Here is a 17,901-nt window from a genome sequence, read left to right on the forward strand (position 1 = left end):
GCTGCGGCACCGCCCCCGGCCGCGCCCACCGCGGCCCCGGCGCCGGCTCCGGCTCCGGCGCCCGGCGCCGCCGATCCGGCCCCGGAGGCGCCCGCGGCGAGCCCCGCGGCCCAGCCGGCCGCCGCCTCCCGGACTCCGCAGCCCGCCACCACCGGGGCGCCGGAGCCGGTCACGCCCGCGCCCAGCAGCTCGAAGGCGCCGAAGCCGACCTTCACTCCCCCGGTCGTGCCCGTGCCGACCCTGCCGCCGCTGCCCACGCCCGACGTCCCGGTGGTGCCGACGCCCACCCTGCCGCCGGTGCCGACCCCGACCGTCACCACGCCGGTGCCGCCGATCCTCAGTGACTTCTGGGGCAACTCGCTGCCGGTGCTCAAGCCCGGCAACAACCGGGTGCCGCCGCCCGAGCCGAGCATCCGGCAGAAGGGCAGCGACAACTTCTGGCAGCGTGACGGCGGCTGGATCGGCGGCGACTACCACCCGCACGCGATCACCGTGCACGCTCCGGCGACCACCGTGATCGACCTCAACCGCAGCTGCGCGTCCTTCGACGCGGTGGCCGGGGTGGACGACGCCACGCTCTCGCCGGGCAGGGTCGTCTTCTCGGTCCAGGGCGGCGACGGCAGCACCCTGTGGAGCTCCCGCGCGCTGGCCGTCGGTGACGACGCGGTGCCGGTGCACGTGCCGCTGGCCGGGCAGAAGTCGGTCAAGCTGGTGGTCACGCCGGTGAGCGGGATCTGGTCGGCGCTGAACGTCGCGGACTGGGCCCAGGCCCGCTTCCGGTGCTCGTGACCGGCGCCCGCTCCGGTCGGGCCTCCGGGTGGTCCTCCGGCCGGGCCTCCGGGTGCTCCTCCGGTCGGGTCTCCGGCCGGTCATGACGAAGGCCCGCTCCAGGAGTCCTGGAGCGGGCCTCGGGTCCGCGGTGCCGTGCGCCCGGTCGGCGCCGGACGGCCGGGCGTCAGATGGCGCAGGAGCCGTCCGCGCAGGCCTCCCCGGCCGGGGCGACCTGCACCGGGGCGGGACGGCGCTCGCCGATCTCGGCGGCGACCTGGTCCAGCACCTTGCGGAAGGTCTCGGCGTCCTGGCCGCCCTGGACGGCCCACTTGCCCTCGAAGACGAAGGTCGGCACGGCGTTGATGCCCAGCTCGCGGCCCTCGGCCAGCTGGGCGTCAACCTCGGCGACGCCCTCGTCGCCCGCCAGGTAGGCGGTCACCCGGTCCCGGTCCAGGCCGGCCGCCACGGCGACGTCGGCCAGCGCGGCGCGGTCACCGACGTCGACGCCGTCGGTGAAGTGCGCCTTCAGCAGCGCCTCCTTCAGCCGCCCCTGGACGGCCGGGCCGTACTCGACCTCGGCGAGGTGCAGCAGCCGGTGGCCCAGGAGGGTGTTGGCGTGCAGCGCGGCGTCGAAGTCGTACGTGATGCCCTCGGCGAGGCCCAGCTCGGCCACCCGCGCGTCCATCGCCACCGACTGCGGGCCGTAGCGCTCGGCCAGCCAGGCGCGGTGCGGGCTCGCGGTCGCGGGAGCGTCCGGGACCAGCTGGTACGGGCGGTAGACGACCTCGACCTGCTCCTTGCCCGGGAAGTCCGCCAGGGCCTGCTCGAAACGGCGCTTGCCGATGTAGCACCAGGGACAGGCGATGTCGCTCCAGATCTCGACCTTCATTGCGGGGGGCTCCAGGGGGCGTCTTGGCGAATGTGTACAAGATGGGTGAACGATGAACCATCTCGGTGCATTCCCGGCGGCCCGGTCCGTGCAGCGGATCACACCGCGGGCGGCGCCGGGACCACCAGCACCGGGCAGGCCGCGTGGTGCACCACCGCCGAACTCACCGAGCCCATCAGCAGCCGGGCGAAGCCGCCGTTGCCCCGGGTCCCGATCACCAGCGTGTGCTGTCGGGTCGCGGCCTCCAGCAGCACCTCGATCACGCTGCCCAGCACCACGTGCAGCGACAGCTCCCCCGCGTACGGCGCGGGGCGCTGGCGCTGCACGGCGGCCACCGAGCGGCGCAGCCCGTCCGCCATGCTCTCGACCAGCGTCTCCACGCTCTCCTGCACCAGCTCCGCCATCCCCGGCGGGTAGCCGGCCGGTGCCGGGTTGACCACCGCGAGCACGTACAGCGGCAGCCCGAACAGCTCGGCCTCCGTCATCGCCCGGTCGAGCGCCCACAGCGACCCGTCCGAGCCGTCGCACGCCGCCAGCACCCCCGGCGGCCGCCCCGTCGGCGGCCGGCCGAGCACCGACAGCACGACGGGCACCTCCCGCCCCGCGCTCCCACCGGCCACCGCGCACCCTCCTCGCCCCGGATCCACACCCCCGCCATCATCACCGCCGCCCCGACCCGGCCCCGGCAACCGCGCCGCAGGGCGGGGTGCGGGGGCGGGCTCCACAGGCTCAGGAGGTGAGGGCGGGCCGCCGGGGGCTGGGCAGGCCGGTCCAGCAGGCGCCGTGGCGGCGGGCGCGGACCCGGCGGAGCCAGAGCTCGGTGGAGACGAGGTCGGCGAGGCCGGCGAGGTCCGCGGGGGAGAGGGGGGTGGCGGGGTCGGCCGAGCGGGCGAGGCGGGCGTGAACGGCGGGGAGGTCGATGAGGCCGGCTTCGGCGAGCAGCGGGGCGTCGAAGAGTTCGGCGAGGCCGTCGGCGGCGAGGCGCAGGCCCGCGCGGGCGGGGGCGGTGCGGTCGGGGCGGGGGCCGCGGCCCCAGTCGGGGGGCAGGTCGGTGCGGCCGGCGCCGGTGAGGACGGCGTGCAGGAGGGCGTGCCGGGCGCCGGGCTGGAGGCGGACGTCGTCGGGCAGCAGCCGGGCGGCGCGCACCACCTGGTTGTCGAGGAAGGGGGCGTGCAGCCGCTGGCCGGGCTGTTCGGCGGCGTGCACGAGCGTGCGGAACCCGCGCGCCTGCCGGTAGAGGGCGTGTCGGGCCCGGTACGCGCCGGGGTGCTCCTCGGGCGCCGGTTTGCGCGCCGCCAGGCGGAGCCGCAGCGCCACCGAGGAGAGCGCCTCGTCGGAGAGCCAGCGGGCGGCCGGGCCGGGCACGCACCAGGCGAGGTCGACGGCCGAACGGGCCCCCGCCGTGCCGCCGCCGTCCGGGACGTGGCGGGCGGTCAGCTTGGCGGCCACCTCGTCCAGCGCCTCGGCGTAGCGGACCCGGGAGAGCCGGTGCGCGGCCCGGAGCACGGTGAGCGGGGTGCGCAGCGTGCCGGTGAGGACGCCCGCGGCCGCCCGGTCGACGCCGGCCAGGGCGACGACCGGGGGCAGGAGTTCGCGCGGCCGCCCGGCTCGGACGAGGTCGGCGAGCCGGGCCGGGTGTCCGTCCAGGACCTGGCGGGCGCCGTAGCCGGTGAGGTGGTCGGTGCCGCCGGCGTCGAAGCGGGCCTCGGCCCGGGCGGCGGCGACGAGTTCGGGCCCGGGCTCGTCGGTGAGCCGGCCCGCCCGGGGGTCGGCTCCCGGCCCGGCGTACGGGAGGGTGTCCGGTCCGGGGTCGAGCACGGTGTGCCGCAGCCGTGGGGTGTCGGGGGCGAGCGCGAGGCCGGCCGGGGGCCCGGTCTCGCCGAGCGTGACGGCGGCCAACCGCTCGGGGGCGGCGGCCTCCCGGGCGGCGGCGCGGGCCCAGGAGCCCTTGACCGCGCCGCTCCTGGCCCCGGCGGTGGCCGCCCGGGCCGCCGCAGTGGCCGCGGGCACCGCCGGCAGCGGGACGGCGGCGGCGAGCAGGGCGACGGTCGCGGAGGCCGTCCCGTACGAGAGGTCGACGCCGAGCCGGGCCCGTCCGACCGGGTCGGGGACCGGCGTGGTGGTGCGGACCCGGGAGCGGACGGACTCCAGCAGGGCGCGGGTGAGTTCGCGGACGGCGGGCGCCTCGTCGCGCGGCTGCTCGGCGCCGGCCGGGTCGTCGTAGCCGGACAGGTACGGGCGGCCGCCGCGGATGCCGAGCACGTGGCCGGGCGGCACCCGCTGGACGCCCAGGTACGGGGTGCCGGCGCCGAGCGCCTCGGGGGACTCCGGGCAGGCGAGCCGGGCGGCGAGGTGGCCGGTGTCCAGCGGGGCGCCGACCAGGTCGGCGAGCGGCAGGGCGGCGGTGGCGTACGCGGTGCCGCCGGCCCACGGGGTGTGGAAGACGGGCCGGGCGCCGGCGAGGTCGGTGAGCAGCAGGGTGGAGCGGGGGCCGGAGCGCAGCACGACGGTGTAGCTGCCGGGCCAGGCGGTGAGGTGGCGGACGGCGCCGCCGCGGGCGGCGGCGAGGCCGGCGGCGAGCTCGGCGTCGGTGGCTCCGCAGTGGCCGAGGACGGCGAGCCGGGTGGTGGCGGGGGTGTCCTCGGTCCGGTCGGGCTCGGTCGGGCCGGTGCTGACCACGGCGGGGGCGCCGGGGCGGTGGGTGACCAGGCGGATCTCCGCGGGGCGCCAGTCGCCCACGGCCCAGAGCGGGTCGGGCCCGGACCACAGCGGGCGGGCGGCGATCGGCTCGACCCCGCCGCGCACTTCGTGCGCCGGGAAGCCCGCGCTCGGCGTACCCGTGCACCAGCCCGTCAGCCACCGCATCGCGCCTCCACCGGACGAGGACCTGCATCCGTGCGGCGCGTTCGCCGCCCGCCGGGCGGCCGGGTGGTGCTGCCGTGGCGGCCCGGGCGCGTCCCGGCGGGTCCCCGCAGCTCGGACGCGCCGTCAGGAGACATCGTGCCACCGCCGGGCGTCGCCGTGGCCGGTGTTCCGGGGTTCCGCCTCCGTTCGGACCGGCCGTTCGACGGGCCGCGGGGCCGTGCGGGCGGGCACCGATGCGCGCGCGGGCCCGCTCCCGGCCGGAGCTCCGTCCGGTGCGCGATCACTGCGCGTGGGCAAGTTCCGTCCGCCGGAAGGGAGTTCGATCCGCCCGGTGCTCCGGGGAGCGGGCGGGCCGGGCCTCCCCCTCCCCGGCCCGGACCGCCGGCGAAACGCCTTGGCATGGGCATCGCGAGATGGCCGAAAGGCGTCGCCCGGCCCGGGAGGGTATCCGCATGCCCTCCCGGACTTCACCACCACCCGCGGGGATTGAGGCGGCGGCGTCCCCCGGCCCGCCGGGTCCTCGACGGCAGGCCGACCCACGACCACCAGCGAATCGCCGACCAGCCGGTCGGGCCAGGGGGCACGGCCGGGCGCACGTGTACACGGGACCGGAGCACGACGCTCCGGCGCGCGGCACGGTCGGCCGGATCCGAGCGGTCCGGACCAACTCCGGTGCGGCACGGCCGAGTGCGCGATCCCGCCATCCGGAATGCGACCTCTTAACCGTCGGAACGCGTCCGACTACGCTAGGTACAGCAGCTACGGCCCGGTGCCGCCCGGGCCCCGCGCACAAGGCCGCAGGAGGTGCAGCCGCCACCATGACCGTCAGCCCACGTGGACCGAACGAACGGCTCGGCACGCTCCTGACCCTCGCCCAGATCAGCAACGCCGGACTGGCCCGCCGGGTCAACGACCTCGGCGCCCAACGCGGGCTGACCCTGCGGTACGACAAGACCTCGGTGGCCCGCTGGGTCAGCAAGGGCATGGTGCCGCAGGGGCCCGTCCCGCACCTGATCGCCACCGCGATCGGCGGCAAGCTCGGCCGGCCCGTCCCGCTGGAGGAGATCGGCCTGGGCGACACCGACCCGGCGCCCGAACTCGGCCTGGCCTTCCCCCGCGAGGTCGCCGACGCGGTCCGCTCGGCGACCGACCTGTGGCGGGTCGACCTCGACCTGCGCCGGGGCCCCGGCGGCGGCCGCTGGAGCGACAGCCTGGCCGGCACCTTCTCGGTCGCCGCCTACGCGACCCCCGTCTCCCGCTGGCTGATCACCCCCGCGGACGGCTCGGTGGCCCGCGAGGTGCCGCGCTCCCCCACCGACACCTCCTCCTACCGGGTCGGCCACTCGGACGCCGCCAAGCTCCGCGAGGCCGCCCAGGAGGCCCGCCGCTGGGACTCCAAGTACGGCGGTGGCGACTGGCGTTCGTCGATGGTGCCGGAGTGCCTGCGGGTGGAGGCGGCGCCGCTGCTGCTCGCCTCGTACAGCGACGCGGTCGGCCGGGCGCTGTTCGGCGCGACCGCCGAACTGACCAGGCTGGCCGGCTGGATGGCCTTCGACACCGGGCAGCACGAGGCCGCCCAGCGCTACTACATCCAGGCGCTGCGGCTCGCCCGGGCCGCCGCCGACGTCCCGCTCGGCGGCTACGTGCTGGCCTCGATGAGCCTCCAGGCGGGCTACCGGGGCTTCGCCGAGGAGGCCGTCGACCTCGCCCAGGCCGCGCTGGAGCGCAACCGGGGCCTGGCCACCGCCCGCACCATGAGCTTCTTCCACCTGGTGGAGGCCCGGGCCCAGGCCAAGGCCCGCAACGCGGCGGCGTGTGCGACGGCGCTCGGCGCGGCGGAGAGCGCGCTCGAACGGGCGCGCGCCGGGGATCCCGATCCGGCGTGGATGGACTTCTACGCCTACGACCGGCTCGCCGCCGACGCCGCCGAGTGCTTCCGTGACCTCGGAGTGCCCTCCAAGGTCCGGCAGTTCACCCGCGAGGCGCTGGCCACGCCCACCGAGGGCTTCGTCCGCTCGCACGGCCTGCGGCTGGTGGTCTCGGCGATGGCCGAGGCGGAGGCGGGCGACCTGGACGCCGCGGTCGCCGCCGGCGAGCGCGCCGTCGAGGTGGCCGGCCGGATCTCCTCGCAGCGCAGCCGGGAGTACGTGGTGGAGATGCTGCGGCGGCTGGAGCCCTTCCAGGGGGAACGCCGGGTGCGGGAACTGACCGAGCGGGCCCGGGCGGTGATCGTCGCTCCGGCGTGAGCGGACGGGACGGCGGTCGGGCGAGGCGGTCCGGCGGTAAAGGGCGGTCCGGCGGTAAATGGAGTGCGGTGGCGAGAGGGGCCTCGCTATGGTCTCTCTCGTCCAGGTGCGCAGGCAGGGGTTACTTCCACTCTTAATGGGCGTGTCGCGGGTTCGAGTCCCGCCGCCGGTACTCGCCGGTGTAGCTCAGTCGGTAGAGCAGCTATGTCACCTCAGCCGCCTTCGATCTCTGGACACCTGTACGTGAACAGTTCGTCCGCACCTCCCGGTGCGACGGCAGCGGTTACTTCTTGGTGAGGCGCCCCCAGGGCGCTGCGGTTCGAGCCCGCGAAACACCGCCGCCACCTTTGATCTCGGGAGGCAGCTCTTCGTGGTGCCCGGGTCCGCGTCAGCCATGACGGCCCCGGGCACCGCTGCCGCAGCATGCCTCCCTCCCCACTGACACCAGCACGCCGAGGGGGGCTTCCGCATGTCCAGGTTCAACTTCCGCAGGACCAAGGCCGGTCCGAACTCGCCGGTGGCCACCACCGGCGAGCGCACCGTCAACCACAACGGCGGCCCGGGCTACGTCCGGGACCGCAAGTCCGAGCTCTTCCTGCTGGCGATCGCCAACATGGTCGGCCAGGACACCTTCTACGAGCGCGGCGGCAACCGCGACGACCGCTACACCGCGCTGGTGCGCGAACTCGCCGTCGCCGAGCCGGAGTGGACCGTCGGGCTGCTGCGCTGGCTGCGCTACGGCGCCCACATGCGCACCGCCGCGCTGGTCGGCGCCGCCGAGTTCACCCGCGCCCGGCTGGACGCGGGCGCTCACGGACACTCCCGGCAGGCCGTCGCGGCGGTGCTGCGGCGCGCCGACGAGCCGGGCGAGCTGCTCGCCTACTGGACCTCGCGTTACGGCCGGGCGCTGCCCAAGCCGCTCAAGCGCGGGGTCGCGGACGCCGTCCGGCACCTGTACGACGCCCGCGCGCTGCTCAAGTACGACACGGCGGGCAAGGGCTACCGCTTCGGCGACGTGATCGAGCTGACCCACCCCTCGCCGGACCCGGCGAAGGAGTGGCAGGGTGCCCTGTTCGCGTACGCGCTGGACCGCAGGCACCGCCCGGACGAGGCCGTCCCGCCGGCCGCCGACCGGACGCTGACCGCCAACCGCGAGCTGCTGGCGCTGCCCGTCGAGGAGCGCCGGGCGGCGGTGACCGCCGAGGGCGGCGCCGCGCGGCTGGCCGCCGCCGGGCTGACCTGGGAGGCGCTGGCGGGCTGGCTGCAGGGGCCGTTGGACGCGGACGTCTGGGCGGCGGTCATCCCGTCGATGGGCCCGATGGCGCTGGTCCGGAACCTGCGCAACTTCGACCGGGCCGGGGTCTCGGACGCCGTCGCGGCCGAGGTGGCCCGGCGGATCTCCGACAAGGCCGAGGTGCGGCGCTCGCGCCAGTTCCCGTTCCGCTACCTGGCCGCGCACCGCAACGTGCCCTCGCTGCGCTGGGGGCACGCGCTGGAGACGGCGCTCGGTCACTCGCTGGCCAACGTGCCCGAACTGCCGGGCCGGACGCTGATCCTGGTGGACCGCTCCGGTTCGATGTTCGACCGCTCCGGCGGGCCGACCGAGCTCAACCGGGCGGACTCGGCGGCGATCTTCGGCACCGCGCTGAAGGTCCGGGCCGCCGAGGCGGACCTGGTCGAGTTCGGCACCACCAGCCGGGTGGTCGACGTCGGCCGGGGCGAGGCGGTACTGCGTGTGCTGGAACGTTTCTCCGATCTCGGCGGCACCAACACCGCCGACGCCGTCCGCACCCACTACCGCGGCCACGACCGGGTGGTGATCGTCACCGACGAGCAGACCGGCCCCGGCCGCTGGGGCGGCGACCCCCTCGCCGCCGTCCCGGCCCACGTGCCCGTCTACACCTGGAACCTGGCCGGCTACGCCCCGGGCCACGGCCCCGGCGGCGCCCACCGGCACACCTTCGGTGGCCTGGGCGACGCGGCCTTCCGGCTGATCCCGCTCCTGGAATCCGGGGCGAACGCCGGCTGGCCCTGGGAGGAGTAGCGGAGCGGCGGGACGGTCCGGGCCGGGGAGCCCGCGCCGACCGGGCCCGGCCGCGGCGGGGAGGGGACGGCCGCGGCAGGAGCCGGCGCCGGTCGGGGGGCCGACGCCGGGAGGAAGGGGAAGGAGCCGTCACGGGGGTGCGGCTCCTTCCCCGTTCCCCGGCCGCCGACGGGTGGGCCGGGCGCCGGCCGGGCCGGTGGATGAGCCCGGTCACAGGCCCGGCCGGAGAGCCCCGACAGCCCCGTAGACTCGGGTGATTGTGACTGCCACCGCCCCGATCCCCCAGCCCTCGCCGTCCGCCCGGATGTCCGCCGCGCCGGCCGCCTACCCCGCGCCGATGTACCCGCACAAGGCCACCGAGGCCCAGCACCGCGAGCGTCGCATCCGCAGCTTCCAGCCGCGCCGGGGCCGGATGACCAACGCCCAGGCGAGCGCCCTGGACCGGAGCTGGGAGACGTACGGCATCCCCATCGACGGCACCCCGCTGGACCCGCGGGAGCTGTTCGACGGCCTGCCGGTGACCCTGGAGATCGGCTTCGGCATGGGCGAGACCACCGCCGCGATGGCCGCCGCCGACCCGGCCATGGGCATCCTCGCCGCCGACGTGCACACCCCCGGCCACGGCAACCTGCTCGGCCTGCTGGAGCGGGACGGCTCCCACAACGTCCGGACCGCCGCCGGCGACGCGGTGATCCTGCTGCGCGACATGCTCCCGGACGCCTCGCTGGCCGGTCTGCGGGTCTACTTCGCCGACCCGTGGCCCAAGCCGAAGCACCACAAGCGCCGGCTGGTCCAGCCCTCGTTCCTCGACCTGGTGCTGCCCCGGCTCGCCCCCGGCGCGCTGGTGCACTGCGCCACCGACTGGGAGCCGTACGCGGAGCAGATGCTGGCCGTGCTGTCCGCCTCTCCGGAGCTGGAGAACCTGCACCCCGAGGGCGACGGGACCGGCTGGCTGGAGCCCGGGGACCACCCGGACGGCAGCATTCCGGGCTACGCCCCGAGGCCGGACTGGCGTCCGGTCACCAAGTTCGAACGGGCCGGGATCGCCAAGGGGCACGTCGTCCACGACCTGCTGTTCCGCCGCCGCTGACCCTCCGGCACCGTTCGAACGGGCGGCCGCGCGGCGGCCGGACGGGCGGGCCCGGGAGGGACGGTTCGTCCCGACTCCTCCCGGCGGGCCGCCGCCGTGGCCTACCCTGTGCCGCATGGGCAGCCCGTCCGGCGGCGGGTTCCGGACGGGCGGTCGCACGACGGTTCGAGCAGCCGCCGACGCACCGGAGACGGTCCCGAGCACCGGCGACACCCGGACCATTCCGGGGCCCCGGAGGCACCGGGCGCATCGCCTGCTGCCCCGGCCGGGTACCGCCGCCGGGCCGCTCCCGGCCGTCGACCACGTCCTCCGCGCCGGCACCACCGCCCCCGGGGCCCCGCCGGGCCGCAGCCGCTCGGTGGCGCTCTCCTCGGTCACCGCGACCGCCGTCCTGACCCTGATCGGCTGCGGGGTGCTGATCCTGCACCTGGTCCAGCGGCAGACCGGCACCGTCGGACTGCTGGTCGGCCTGGGCCTGGCGGTGGTGCCGCTGCCGTTCGTGCTCGGTGGCCTGGCCTGGCTCAACCTCACCGCCCGGGTCCCGCTGCGGCACACCGTGTTCTGCCTCGGCTGGGGCGCCTGCGCGGCCACCACCGTCGCCATCCTGGCCAACAACTGGACGACGAGCTACCTGACCCGCCACCGGGGCCCGTTCGGGGAACTGCTCGGCGCCGGGATCGCCACCCCGGTGATCGAGGAGACCGCCAAGGCCACCGCCCTGCTGGTGCTCCTGCTCCCGCTCGGCCAGCGGCTGCGCTGCCGCGGCCGCCGCACCGGACGCCCCTGCGCGCCGCTGCTGCGCCGGTCGCCCGCGCCCCGGAACCCCCGCCCGCACCCGCGCCACCCGGTCGGGCCGCACGCCCGCGGCCGACTGCGCCTGCGCCCGTACCTGCGGCCGCTGCCGTACCTGCGCCCGGCCCCGCCCTCCGGGGCGCCGCACCGGCGTTCCCGGCCGCGCACCCTGGCCGCCGGGGTGGTGCTCGGCGGGATGACCGCCTGCGGCTTCGCGTTCACCGAGAACGCCCTCTACCTGGGCCGGGCCTTCAGCAGCGACCAGCGGCAGCGGCTGGACAGCATCGGCCTCGGCGACCCGCCCAGCCTGCGCGACTTCGACAGCACCGTGCAGACCTTCGTGCTGCGCGCCCTGCTCTCGCCCTTCGCCCACCCGCTGTTCACCGCGCTCACCGGGATCGGCCTGGCCGTCGCCCTCACCACCGCGCGGCGCTGGCTGGCCCGGCTGGCGGTGCCGGCCGGGCTGCTGCTGGCGATGGCGCTGCACGGCACCTGGAACGCCGCCGCCGACCTCGGCACGGACGGCTTCCTGGTGGTGTACGGGGCGCTGATGGTGCCCTGCTTCGCCGCGCTGGTCGCCTTCGCGGCCTGGGCGAGGTGCCGTGCGTCGCGGCACCCGGCACCCGGTCGGCGGCGGGTCGCCAGGGCGCCCTGAGGAACCGATTTCCCATATCGGCGACTTCCCCGTATTGTTGTGTTCACCGACGCGGGGTGGAGCAGCTCGGTAGCTCGCTGGGCTCATAACCCAGAGGTCGCAGGTTCAAATCCTGTCCCCGCTACTCAGTAGCCGGAAGGCCCGGAGGATTCGTCCTCCGGGCCTTTCGCGTTCCCGGGTGCGGACGAAGGACGGTCCTGCCACGAAGCTGTAACAGCGGCCGGTCCCACGATCACCTGTCAGGGTCCTGAACCATACTGAGGAAAAATTCATCTCATTGGGGGGCTGTTCGGGCCACCCGGACAGGAAGAACCACATGCTGTCGAAGCGACTGGTCAGCACCGCCGCGATATGCCTCGTCCTGGCAGCCGGCACCGCGGCGTGCGGCAGCACCAAGAGCGACGGGACGGGCGGCGACGCCAAGGCGGGTGCCGCGCAGAAGCTCGACACCGACAAGCTCAGCGCCCAGGACATCGCGAAGCAGGCCAAGGACGCCCTGGCCTCCGCGAGCTCCCTCAAGATGGTCGGCACCGTCGACACCGGCGAGGGCAGCATGGAGCTGAACCTGGCGCTGGACAACAAGAGCCAGTGCACCGGCACCATGGCGATGCCCGGCATGGGCAAGTTCGAGATCATCAGCGACGGCAAGACCTCGTACGTCAAGCCGGACAAGGACTTCTGGACCAACGTGGGCGGCCCGAACGGCGCCAAGGCCGCCGAGCTGTTCAAGGGCCGCTACCTGACGGGCTTCGAGAGCGACCCGTCGATGGGCTCCCTGATCAGCGTCTGCAACCTCGCCGAGTTCAGCAAGAAGATCACCGCCGACAAGAGCGGCAACGACAAGGTGGAGAAGGGCTCCGCGGGCAACGTCAACGGCGTGAAGACCTTCAGCCTGAAGGTCGCCGACTCCAAGGGCGAGGTCACGACCATGCAGATCGCCACCGAGGGCAAGCCCTACCCGGTGCGGGTCGAGCACTCGGGTGCCAAGGACGGCAACGGCAAGATCGACTTCAGCGACTTCGACAAGCCGCTGACCATCCAGGCCCCGTCGGCCGACAACACGGTCGACTTCACCAAGCTCCAGGACCAGCTCAAGACCGCCTGAGCAGCGGATCCGGGCACGCTCCGCACGGCCGTCACCGGGGCCGGGCGGGGCTCCGCGAAATAACCCGTTGCCCTCCGTCCGGCGGGCTGCCTATCGTGGCAGCACACTGAAAGGAGGTGATCCTGAGTTGAGTTCCATCAGGATGCGTGAGGTGGCTGCTCGCTAGAGCCGCCCCTGCCTGCGCAGGATGAGGCCCCTGGCCTCCGGCAGGCGAAATCCACAGCAGTCACCCGGCCCGCGGTCTCACCGGTACATCCCCGGTGCCTCGGCGCCCGGCCAGTGCACGGGCCGGCGCGGAGGAGCAGTCCGCGGGCCGTCTGCGTTCCCGGGGAGCTTCCGGCACGATTCCGGAGGCTCCCCGCGCCGTGTCCGGGGCACCGGCCCCACGTTTCCGCGCGGGGGCCGCGGCGCTAGAGTCGGCGCGCGTTCCGGAGCGGAGCGACGCGGACACAGGGGGTGGGCGATGGCGAAGGCGCGACGGCCGGGCGGTGGCGGGGCGACGCTGCGGACGGCGCAGTGGGGCGCCACCGGGGTGCTGGCCGGGACGGGACTGCTCGGACTGCTGCTGTTCGCGCTCGGCCGGGAGCACGCCTGGCAGGTGCTCGGCGGCGGGCTGGTGGTGATCGGGGCCTCGGTGGTGCTCGGCGGCGCACTGGGCTTCCTCTTCGGGGTGCCCCGGGTGCGCGGCGGGGCCGCTGCCGGCGAGCCGCAGGGCTCGTACGCGCCGAACACCAATTTGGAGCAGGTCTCGGACTGGCTGACCAAGGTGCTGCTGGGCGTCGGGCTGACCCAGCTCGGCTCGCTCGGCGAGCGGCTGCACGACCTCGGCGCGGCGCTGGCGCCCGCGCTCGGCGGCGGCCGGGACGTCGCACCGTTCGCGGCGGCGCTGGTGCTGTACTTCCTGGTCTTCGGGTTCCTGGCCGGCTGGCTGGTGACCCGGCTGGCACTGCCGCAGGCGCTGACCGAGACCGACCAGGCGCTGGACCTCTTCCTCGCCGGGCAGGACCGCGACCGGCACGGCGACAAGGTGGGCGCGGACGACCTGCGGGTCCGCGCGATGCAGCAGCTCGGACTGCTGGGCGGCAGCGCGGAGCGCCCGGCCGCGCTGGCCGGGCAGCTGCCGCCCTCCTCCGGCGCGCCGGCCGGGCCGGAGGGCGTGGTGGCGGAGGTCCGCTCGACCGCGCGGCGTTCGGCGCTGACCGCCGACCAGGTGCGGGCCCTCTTCGCGGACGGCTCCGAGGGGCGGCGGATCCAGGCGCTCGCGCTGATGCAGGGCGATCCGGCGCTGGCGGACCTGCCGAGCGTGCTGGACGCGATCGAGCGCCCGCGCTCGGGCTTCGAGCAGTACCACGCGCTGCTGGCCGCCCGGGGGCTGCTCTCCCGGCTGCCCGCCGCCGGGGAGCAGCGACTGCGGGACGCGGTGGCGACGCAGCTGGTCGACCCGCGGGGCATTCCGTACGGGTCGGACCGCAGTTGGCTGGCGGAAAAGATCCTCTCCCGGCTCCCGGCGCCGGCCCTCGTGCCGGCCCAGCCGGGCGGACCGGACGGACCGGGCGGACCGGGCGGACCGGGCGGACCGGGCGAGCAGGGCGGGCAGGGCGGACCCTTGGCCGAGGGGACCTCTAGCCGGTGAACTCCAGGACGGTGAAGCGCAGTTCGGGACGGTCCCAGGTGATCCTCCCGCGCGCGGGGCAGGTGCCGACGCGTTCGGCGCCCACCCGCAGGTAGAAGCGCTCGGCGGGCGGGTTGGAGACGACCCGCACGGCGGCGATCCCGGCTCCGCGGGCGAGTTCCAGCATGTGCGCGATCAGCGCGCGGCCGGTGCCGAGCCCCTGGGCCTCGTCGGCGACGAACATCAGGTCCAGTTCGGCCGGTTCGCGGATCAGCCCGTAGAAGCCGAGCAGCCGGCCGGTGGCCGGGTCGGCGGCGAGGAACACCTCATGGCGGGCGAGGTACTCGGGCGTCACCCGGTAGCCCTCGATCATCGGCGCGTACTCGCCGTGGTAGGCGGAGGAGGCCTGAATCAGTTCGGTGAGCCGGTCGGCGTCGGTCTCGTCGGCGCGCCGGATCGTCGTGTCGGTCATACGGGCGAGTATAGGAGTGACCCCTGACAGTGACTATTACATGCCCGGCGGCCGGAGCGCCCGGCAACGATGGTCGGCGGCCCGCAGCACCAGGACCCGCCGCGGTCGGCCGCCCACCGGCCCGGGGTAGCGGCGGACCTCGCTGCCGATCCGGCGCTCGCCGAGCGCGTACCGCAGCGGGCCGAGGTGGCCGCAGCGCCGGCCGTACCCGTCGTGCAGCGGCTGGACCCGGACCTCACCGTCCGGGGAGGTGACCCGGACCAGCTCGGTCAGCGCCGCCAACTGGCTTTCAGGGCCGAAGAGTTCGGGGTAGGCGAAGAGCAGGTAGCCGCTCAGGGTGAGGGCGAAGGCGCCGTCCACGAAGGGCAGCCGGGGCAGTGCGGCGGCCACGTACTGCTGCGGGTGGGCGGCCGAGTCGGCGGCGAACAGCAGGCGGGCGCGGTCCCAGCTGCGCAGGTAGCGCTCGGCGCGGTACGGGCGGGGCGAGGGGTAGAGCTGCGGGCGGGCGGCCATCGCGGCGGCCATCGCCGTCCGGGCGGCCAGCGCGGCGTCCGCGACCGCCGGCAGCGGCAGCGCGTACGCCGGATCGACGGCGATCACCCGGCAGCCCAGCCCGCGCGCCTCGGCGGCCAGGCCGGCCGCGCCGCCGGGGCAGTCCAGGACCGGGCCGGGCAGGGCGGCGAGCCGGGCCCGGGTGAGGCCGAACAGGGCGCAGTACTCGTCCAGCGGCCGGGAGGTGACCAGGACGTCCGGGGGAACGGCGGGAATGCCGACGGCGGCCACCCGGTCATCCGAACACGCGGCGGCCCCGCCCGCATCCGGAGGCGTCCGGGGTGCGGGCGGGGCGCGGGCGGGGTCCTCGGCCGGGGCCGGCCGGTCAGCGGCCGAGCAGGCCCTGGGCAGCGACCCGGTTGACGTTGGTCAGGCCGCGGACCAGCTGCGTGGTGAGGAGGATCAGCAGCACGCCGAGGAGCGAGAGCCCGGCGATCTGCCAGGGCGACTGGACGTCGTACACGTGCCGGATGCCGTGGCTGTCGTGGAAGTCGAACAACCGGTACCCCTTCCAGGAGGTGTACGTCGGGAAGACCCAGTGGTACACGGGGTAGAGCGCCAGCGCCCAGCCGAGCACCAGGAACACCAGCGTCACCACGAAGCTGAGCACCGCCCAGGGGAACATCACCACCTGGTACAGCACGGCCTTCCAGCCGGCCCCGTCCGCGAGCCGCGCGGTGACCGCGCCCCAGCCGCCCTGGCGGACCCGGCGCACCGGCGCCGGGCCGGGGACGTCCAGGGCCAGCAGGCCGCGCACCCGGGCCCGCTCCAGCCGGCCGAAACCGCGGGCGACGCTGGTCAGGGCGCCCAGCACGGGCAGACCGATGACGGTGACGAAGGTGCCGACGCCGAGGCAGAACAGGGTGATCGAGACGACGAAGCCGACGATCGCCACCGGCAGGCCGCTGAGCGCGTAACCGACCTCGCGGTAGTAGTACGCCGAGAACGGCGCCCGCCACACGGCCGGCCGCCGCTCGGTCCGGCGGACCCGGGCCGGGCGCGGGTCGTCACCGTGACCGCCCAGGACGTCCCACTCCCGGTCCTCCATGCTGCGGCTGCTGCTCATGCTCCCGGCCCCCGGCCCCTCGTACTGTCGGTCGTTCGTCCCGCTGACAGGCTCCAGTCTGGTGGACACGCCCGGCCGGACGGGATCCGGAGGCCTGGCGCATCCGGGGTGGGGTTAACCCCCCTCCGCCGGGCGGCCGCTGGAGCGGGGTAAGCCGGTGGGGGGCGAGCGGTGGTCCGTGGCCCGGGCGGTCAGCCGGTCGTCCGCCCCCGCGTGCCCGCCCCCGGCCACTCGTCGGCGAGCAGCGCGTAGAGGAACGAGTCGGACCAGACGCCGTCCTTGAACGCGTCGTGCCGCAGCCGGCCCTCCAGCCGGAAGCCCAGCCCGGTGAGCACCTTCACGGAGGCGGCGTTGTCCACGGCGACCCGGGCGGCCAGCCGGTGCAGGTCCAGGGCGCCGAAGGCGAAGTCGCAGAGCAGGCCGACGGTCTCGCCCGCGTAGCCGCGGCCCCAGGACCCGCGGGCGAGCACGCACCCGAGCTGAGCGGCGCGGTGCCCGTCCAGGGTGAGCGAGGCCTGCCCGATCGGCGTCGCGTCCGCCGGCTCCTCGGCGTCGGCGAGCCTGGTGACGGCGAGCCGGTAGGTGTCCCGCTCCTCGGCCATCGCCTCCTCCAGGTAGAGCTCGATCTGGTCGGCGCAGTCCTCCCGGCCGCTCGGCCCGAAGGGCAGGTGGCGGGTGACCTCCGGGTCGCCGAACAGCGCGTGCAGCGCGTCCACGTCGTCCTCGGTGAGGTGGTACTCGCGGACGGCCAGTCGCGGGCCGGTGAGTCGTACGGGGACCATGGCTGCCGACCCTATCCCCGCCCGGCGGCTACCGTTCGGACTATGAACGACGAAGACCTGCGGCTCGCCCCCCGCACCAAGGCCGCCGACCTGCTCGCCTGGGCGGCCGGGCAGGACCGCGCGCCGGTGGCCGAGGCGCCGCTGCGCGCGGTGCTGGCGCTGCTGGAGCTGGGCGACGGCAGGATGCACGACGGCTGGCCCGAACTGACCTCCGACGCGGTGGAGCACCTGCTGTACGAGCGGCTCCACCTGTACGTCCAACCCGCACCCGAGGAGGACCCGCTCGCCTACGGCGACGCCGTCCGGCTGCTGATCGACCACCAGCGGGCGGCCCGGCGGCTGAACGCCAAGCGCCAGGAGCGGCTGCACGAGGAGGCCGAGTGGCAGGGCGAGGTCGCGGCCGGGCTGCTGCGCCGCGCCGACCTGGTGACCTGGCCCCGGCTGTACGCGGTGCTGCTGCACGCGTACGGGGTGGACGTCACGGACGGGGCGGCGGTGCGGGACTGGCTGGCCGGCTTCGCGGAGCTCGCGGAGGAGGACCGGCTGGCCGCGTACGAGGCGCTGGTGCCGGCCGGCTGGCTGGACGAGCCGGACGAGCAGGGCTGGGGCCCGGGCCGGGTGCTGTCGGTCGGCATGGCCACCGACGGCGCCCGGCGGCTGCTGGAGCAGGGCCTGATGCGGCGCAGCTACCGCAACCTGGCCGAGCTGACCGCGCAGGGGCGGCCGATGCCGGACGAACTGGCCGGGGACTTCGGGCAGTTCGAGGAGGCGGCGGTCGACGCGGCGCTCGACCTGTTCGGCGGGTGGACGGTGCCGGGGCTGCCCCGGCTGCTGGTGACGGAGTTCCCGGAGCTGGCGCCGGAGCCGGGCCAGGAGGAGATCGAGGCGTACCTGGCGCAGCTGCCCGCCGAGGAGTGAGACCTCGCGAGAAGGCCCCGGCCCGGAGCCGCTGCTCCGGGC

16 protein-coding genes and 1 tRNA gene are annotated in these 17,901 nt (G+C 75.8%); 9 read left to right on the top strand and 8 right to left on the bottom strand.

Features of this window, described 5'->3' with window-relative positions; genetic code table 11:
* On the bottom strand, window positions 1-215 hold a 215-nt coding region (locus ACFVUY_RS42620; protein ID WP_387737296.1), incomplete at its 3' end, for a hypothetical protein.
* Window positions 216-225: 10 nt separating this feature from the next.
* Here ACFVUY_RS42620 and ACFVUY_RS42625 point away from each other — a divergent pair.
* Window positions 226-789, top strand: a complete 564-nt coding sequence (locus ACFVUY_RS42625; RefSeq protein ID WP_387737297.1) for an NPCBM/NEW2 domain-containing protein — start codon at window positions 226-228, stop codon at window positions 787-789.
* A gap of 166 nt (window positions 790-955) precedes the next feature.
* On the opposite strand, the gene ACFVUY_RS42630 is transcribed toward ACFVUY_RS42625, so the two are convergent.
* From ACFVUY_RS42630 to ACFVUY_RS42640, 3 genes are all read right to left on the bottom strand, one after another.
* On the bottom strand, window positions 956-1,660 hold the full coding sequence (locus ACFVUY_RS42630) for a DsbA family oxidoreductase (RefSeq protein WP_387737298.1): 705 nt from the start codon (window positions 1,658-1,660) through the stop codon (window positions 956-958).
* 98 nt (window positions 1,661-1,758) lie between these two features.
* A complete protein-coding gene (locus ACFVUY_RS42635) occupies window positions 1,759-2,280 on the bottom strand; it encodes a universal stress protein (protein ID WP_359914003.1) in 522 nt (173 codons plus the stop codon).
* A 109-nt stretch (window positions 2,281-2,389) separates the two neighbouring features.
* Entirely contained in the window at window positions 2,390-4,525 is a 2,136-nt protein-coding gene (locus tag ACFVUY_RS42640) for an asparagine synthase-related protein (RefSeq protein ID WP_387737299.1), read from the bottom strand.
* Between the two features lie 818 nt (window positions 4,526-5,343).
* Between ACFVUY_RS42640 and ACFVUY_RS42645 the strand changes: the two genes are divergently transcribed.
* From ACFVUY_RS42645 to ACFVUY_RS42675, 7 genes are all read left to right on the top strand, one after another.
* Entirely contained in the window at window positions 5,344-6,771 is a 1,428-nt protein-coding gene (locus ACFVUY_RS42645) for an MFS transporter (protein WP_359913997.1), read from the top strand.
* Between the two features lie 469 nt (window positions 6,772-7,240).
* On the top strand, window positions 7,241-8,815 hold the full coding sequence (locus ACFVUY_RS42650) for a TROVE domain-containing protein (protein WP_387695727.1): 1,575 nt from the start codon (window positions 7,241-7,243) through the stop codon (window positions 8,813-8,815).
* Between the two features lie 304 nt (window positions 8,816-9,119).
* Window positions 9,120-9,905 carry a tRNA (guanosine(46)-N7)-methyltransferase TrmB gene (gene trmB / locus ACFVUY_RS42655; RefSeq protein ID WP_387737304.1) on the top strand — a complete coding sequence of 262 codons (786 nt, stop codon included), beginning with the start codon at window positions 9,120-9,122 and terminating at the stop codon, window positions 9,903-9,905.
* Window positions 9,906-10,020: 115 nt separating this feature from the next.
* Window positions 10,021-11,352 carry a PrsW family intramembrane metalloprotease gene (locus tag ACFVUY_RS42660; protein ID WP_387737300.1) on the top strand — a complete coding sequence of 444 codons (1,332 nt, stop codon included), beginning with the start codon at window positions 10,021-10,023 and terminating at the stop codon, window positions 11,350-11,352.
* A 50-nt stretch (window positions 11,353-11,402) separates the two neighbouring features.
* A tRNA-Met gene (locus ACFVUY_RS42665) sits at window positions 11,403-11,476 on the top strand.
* A 192-nt stretch (window positions 11,477-11,668) separates the two neighbouring features.
* Window positions 11,669-12,457 carry a hypothetical protein gene (locus ACFVUY_RS42670; RefSeq protein WP_387695724.1) on the top strand — a complete coding sequence of 263 codons (789 nt, stop codon included), beginning with the start codon at window positions 11,669-11,671 and terminating at the stop codon, window positions 12,455-12,457.
* Between the two features lie 463 nt (window positions 12,458-12,920).
* A complete protein-coding gene (locus ACFVUY_RS42675) occupies window positions 12,921-14,090 on the top strand; it encodes a hypothetical protein (RefSeq protein ID WP_387737301.1) in 1,170 nt (389 codons plus the stop codon).
* Here ACFVUY_RS42675 and ACFVUY_RS42680 read toward each other — a convergent pair.
* The 4 genes from ACFVUY_RS42680 to ACFVUY_RS42695 all read right to left on the bottom strand — a co-directional run bounded on the left by ACFVUY_RS42680 (window position 14,080) and on the right by ACFVUY_RS42695 (window position 16,941).
* On the bottom strand, window positions 14,080-14,541 hold the full coding sequence (locus ACFVUY_RS42680; RefSeq protein ID WP_387737302.1) for a GNAT family N-acetyltransferase: 462 nt from the start codon (window positions 14,539-14,541) through the stop codon (window positions 14,080-14,082). The two genes, ACFVUY_RS42675 and ACFVUY_RS42680, sit on opposite strands and share 11 nt — an antisense overlap.
* 36 nt (window positions 14,542-14,577) lie before the next feature.
* A complete protein-coding gene (locus ACFVUY_RS42685; RefSeq protein WP_387737303.1) occupies window positions 14,578-15,324 on the bottom strand; it encodes a hypothetical protein in 747 nt (248 codons plus the stop codon).
* Window positions 15,325-15,418: 94 nt separating this feature from the next.
* Window positions 15,419-16,159: a sensor domain-containing protein gene (locus ACFVUY_RS42690; protein ID WP_387695718.1), complete on the bottom strand. Its 741-nt coding sequence runs from the start codon at window positions 16,157-16,159 to the stop codon at window positions 15,419-15,421.
* A 191-nt stretch (window positions 16,160-16,350) separates the two neighbouring features.
* Entirely contained in the window at window positions 16,351-16,941 is a 591-nt protein-coding gene (locus ACFVUY_RS42695) for a GNAT family N-acetyltransferase (protein ID WP_387695717.1), read from the bottom strand.
* Window positions 16,942-16,983: 42 nt separating this feature from the next.
* Here ACFVUY_RS42695 and ACFVUY_RS42700 point away from each other — a divergent pair, with 42 nt between their 5' ends.
* On the top strand, window positions 16,984-17,859 hold the full coding sequence (locus ACFVUY_RS42700; protein ID WP_359913968.1) for a hypothetical protein: 876 nt from the start codon (window positions 16,984-16,986) through the stop codon (window positions 17,857-17,859).
* Window positions 17,860-17,901: the final 42 nt, after the last annotated feature.

The sequence above is a fragment of the Kitasatospora sp. NPDC058063 genome, from assembly GCF_042885395.1.
Lineage (GTDB): Bacteria > Actinomycetota > Actinomycetes > Streptomycetales > Streptomycetaceae > Kitasatospora > Kitasatospora lactacystinica.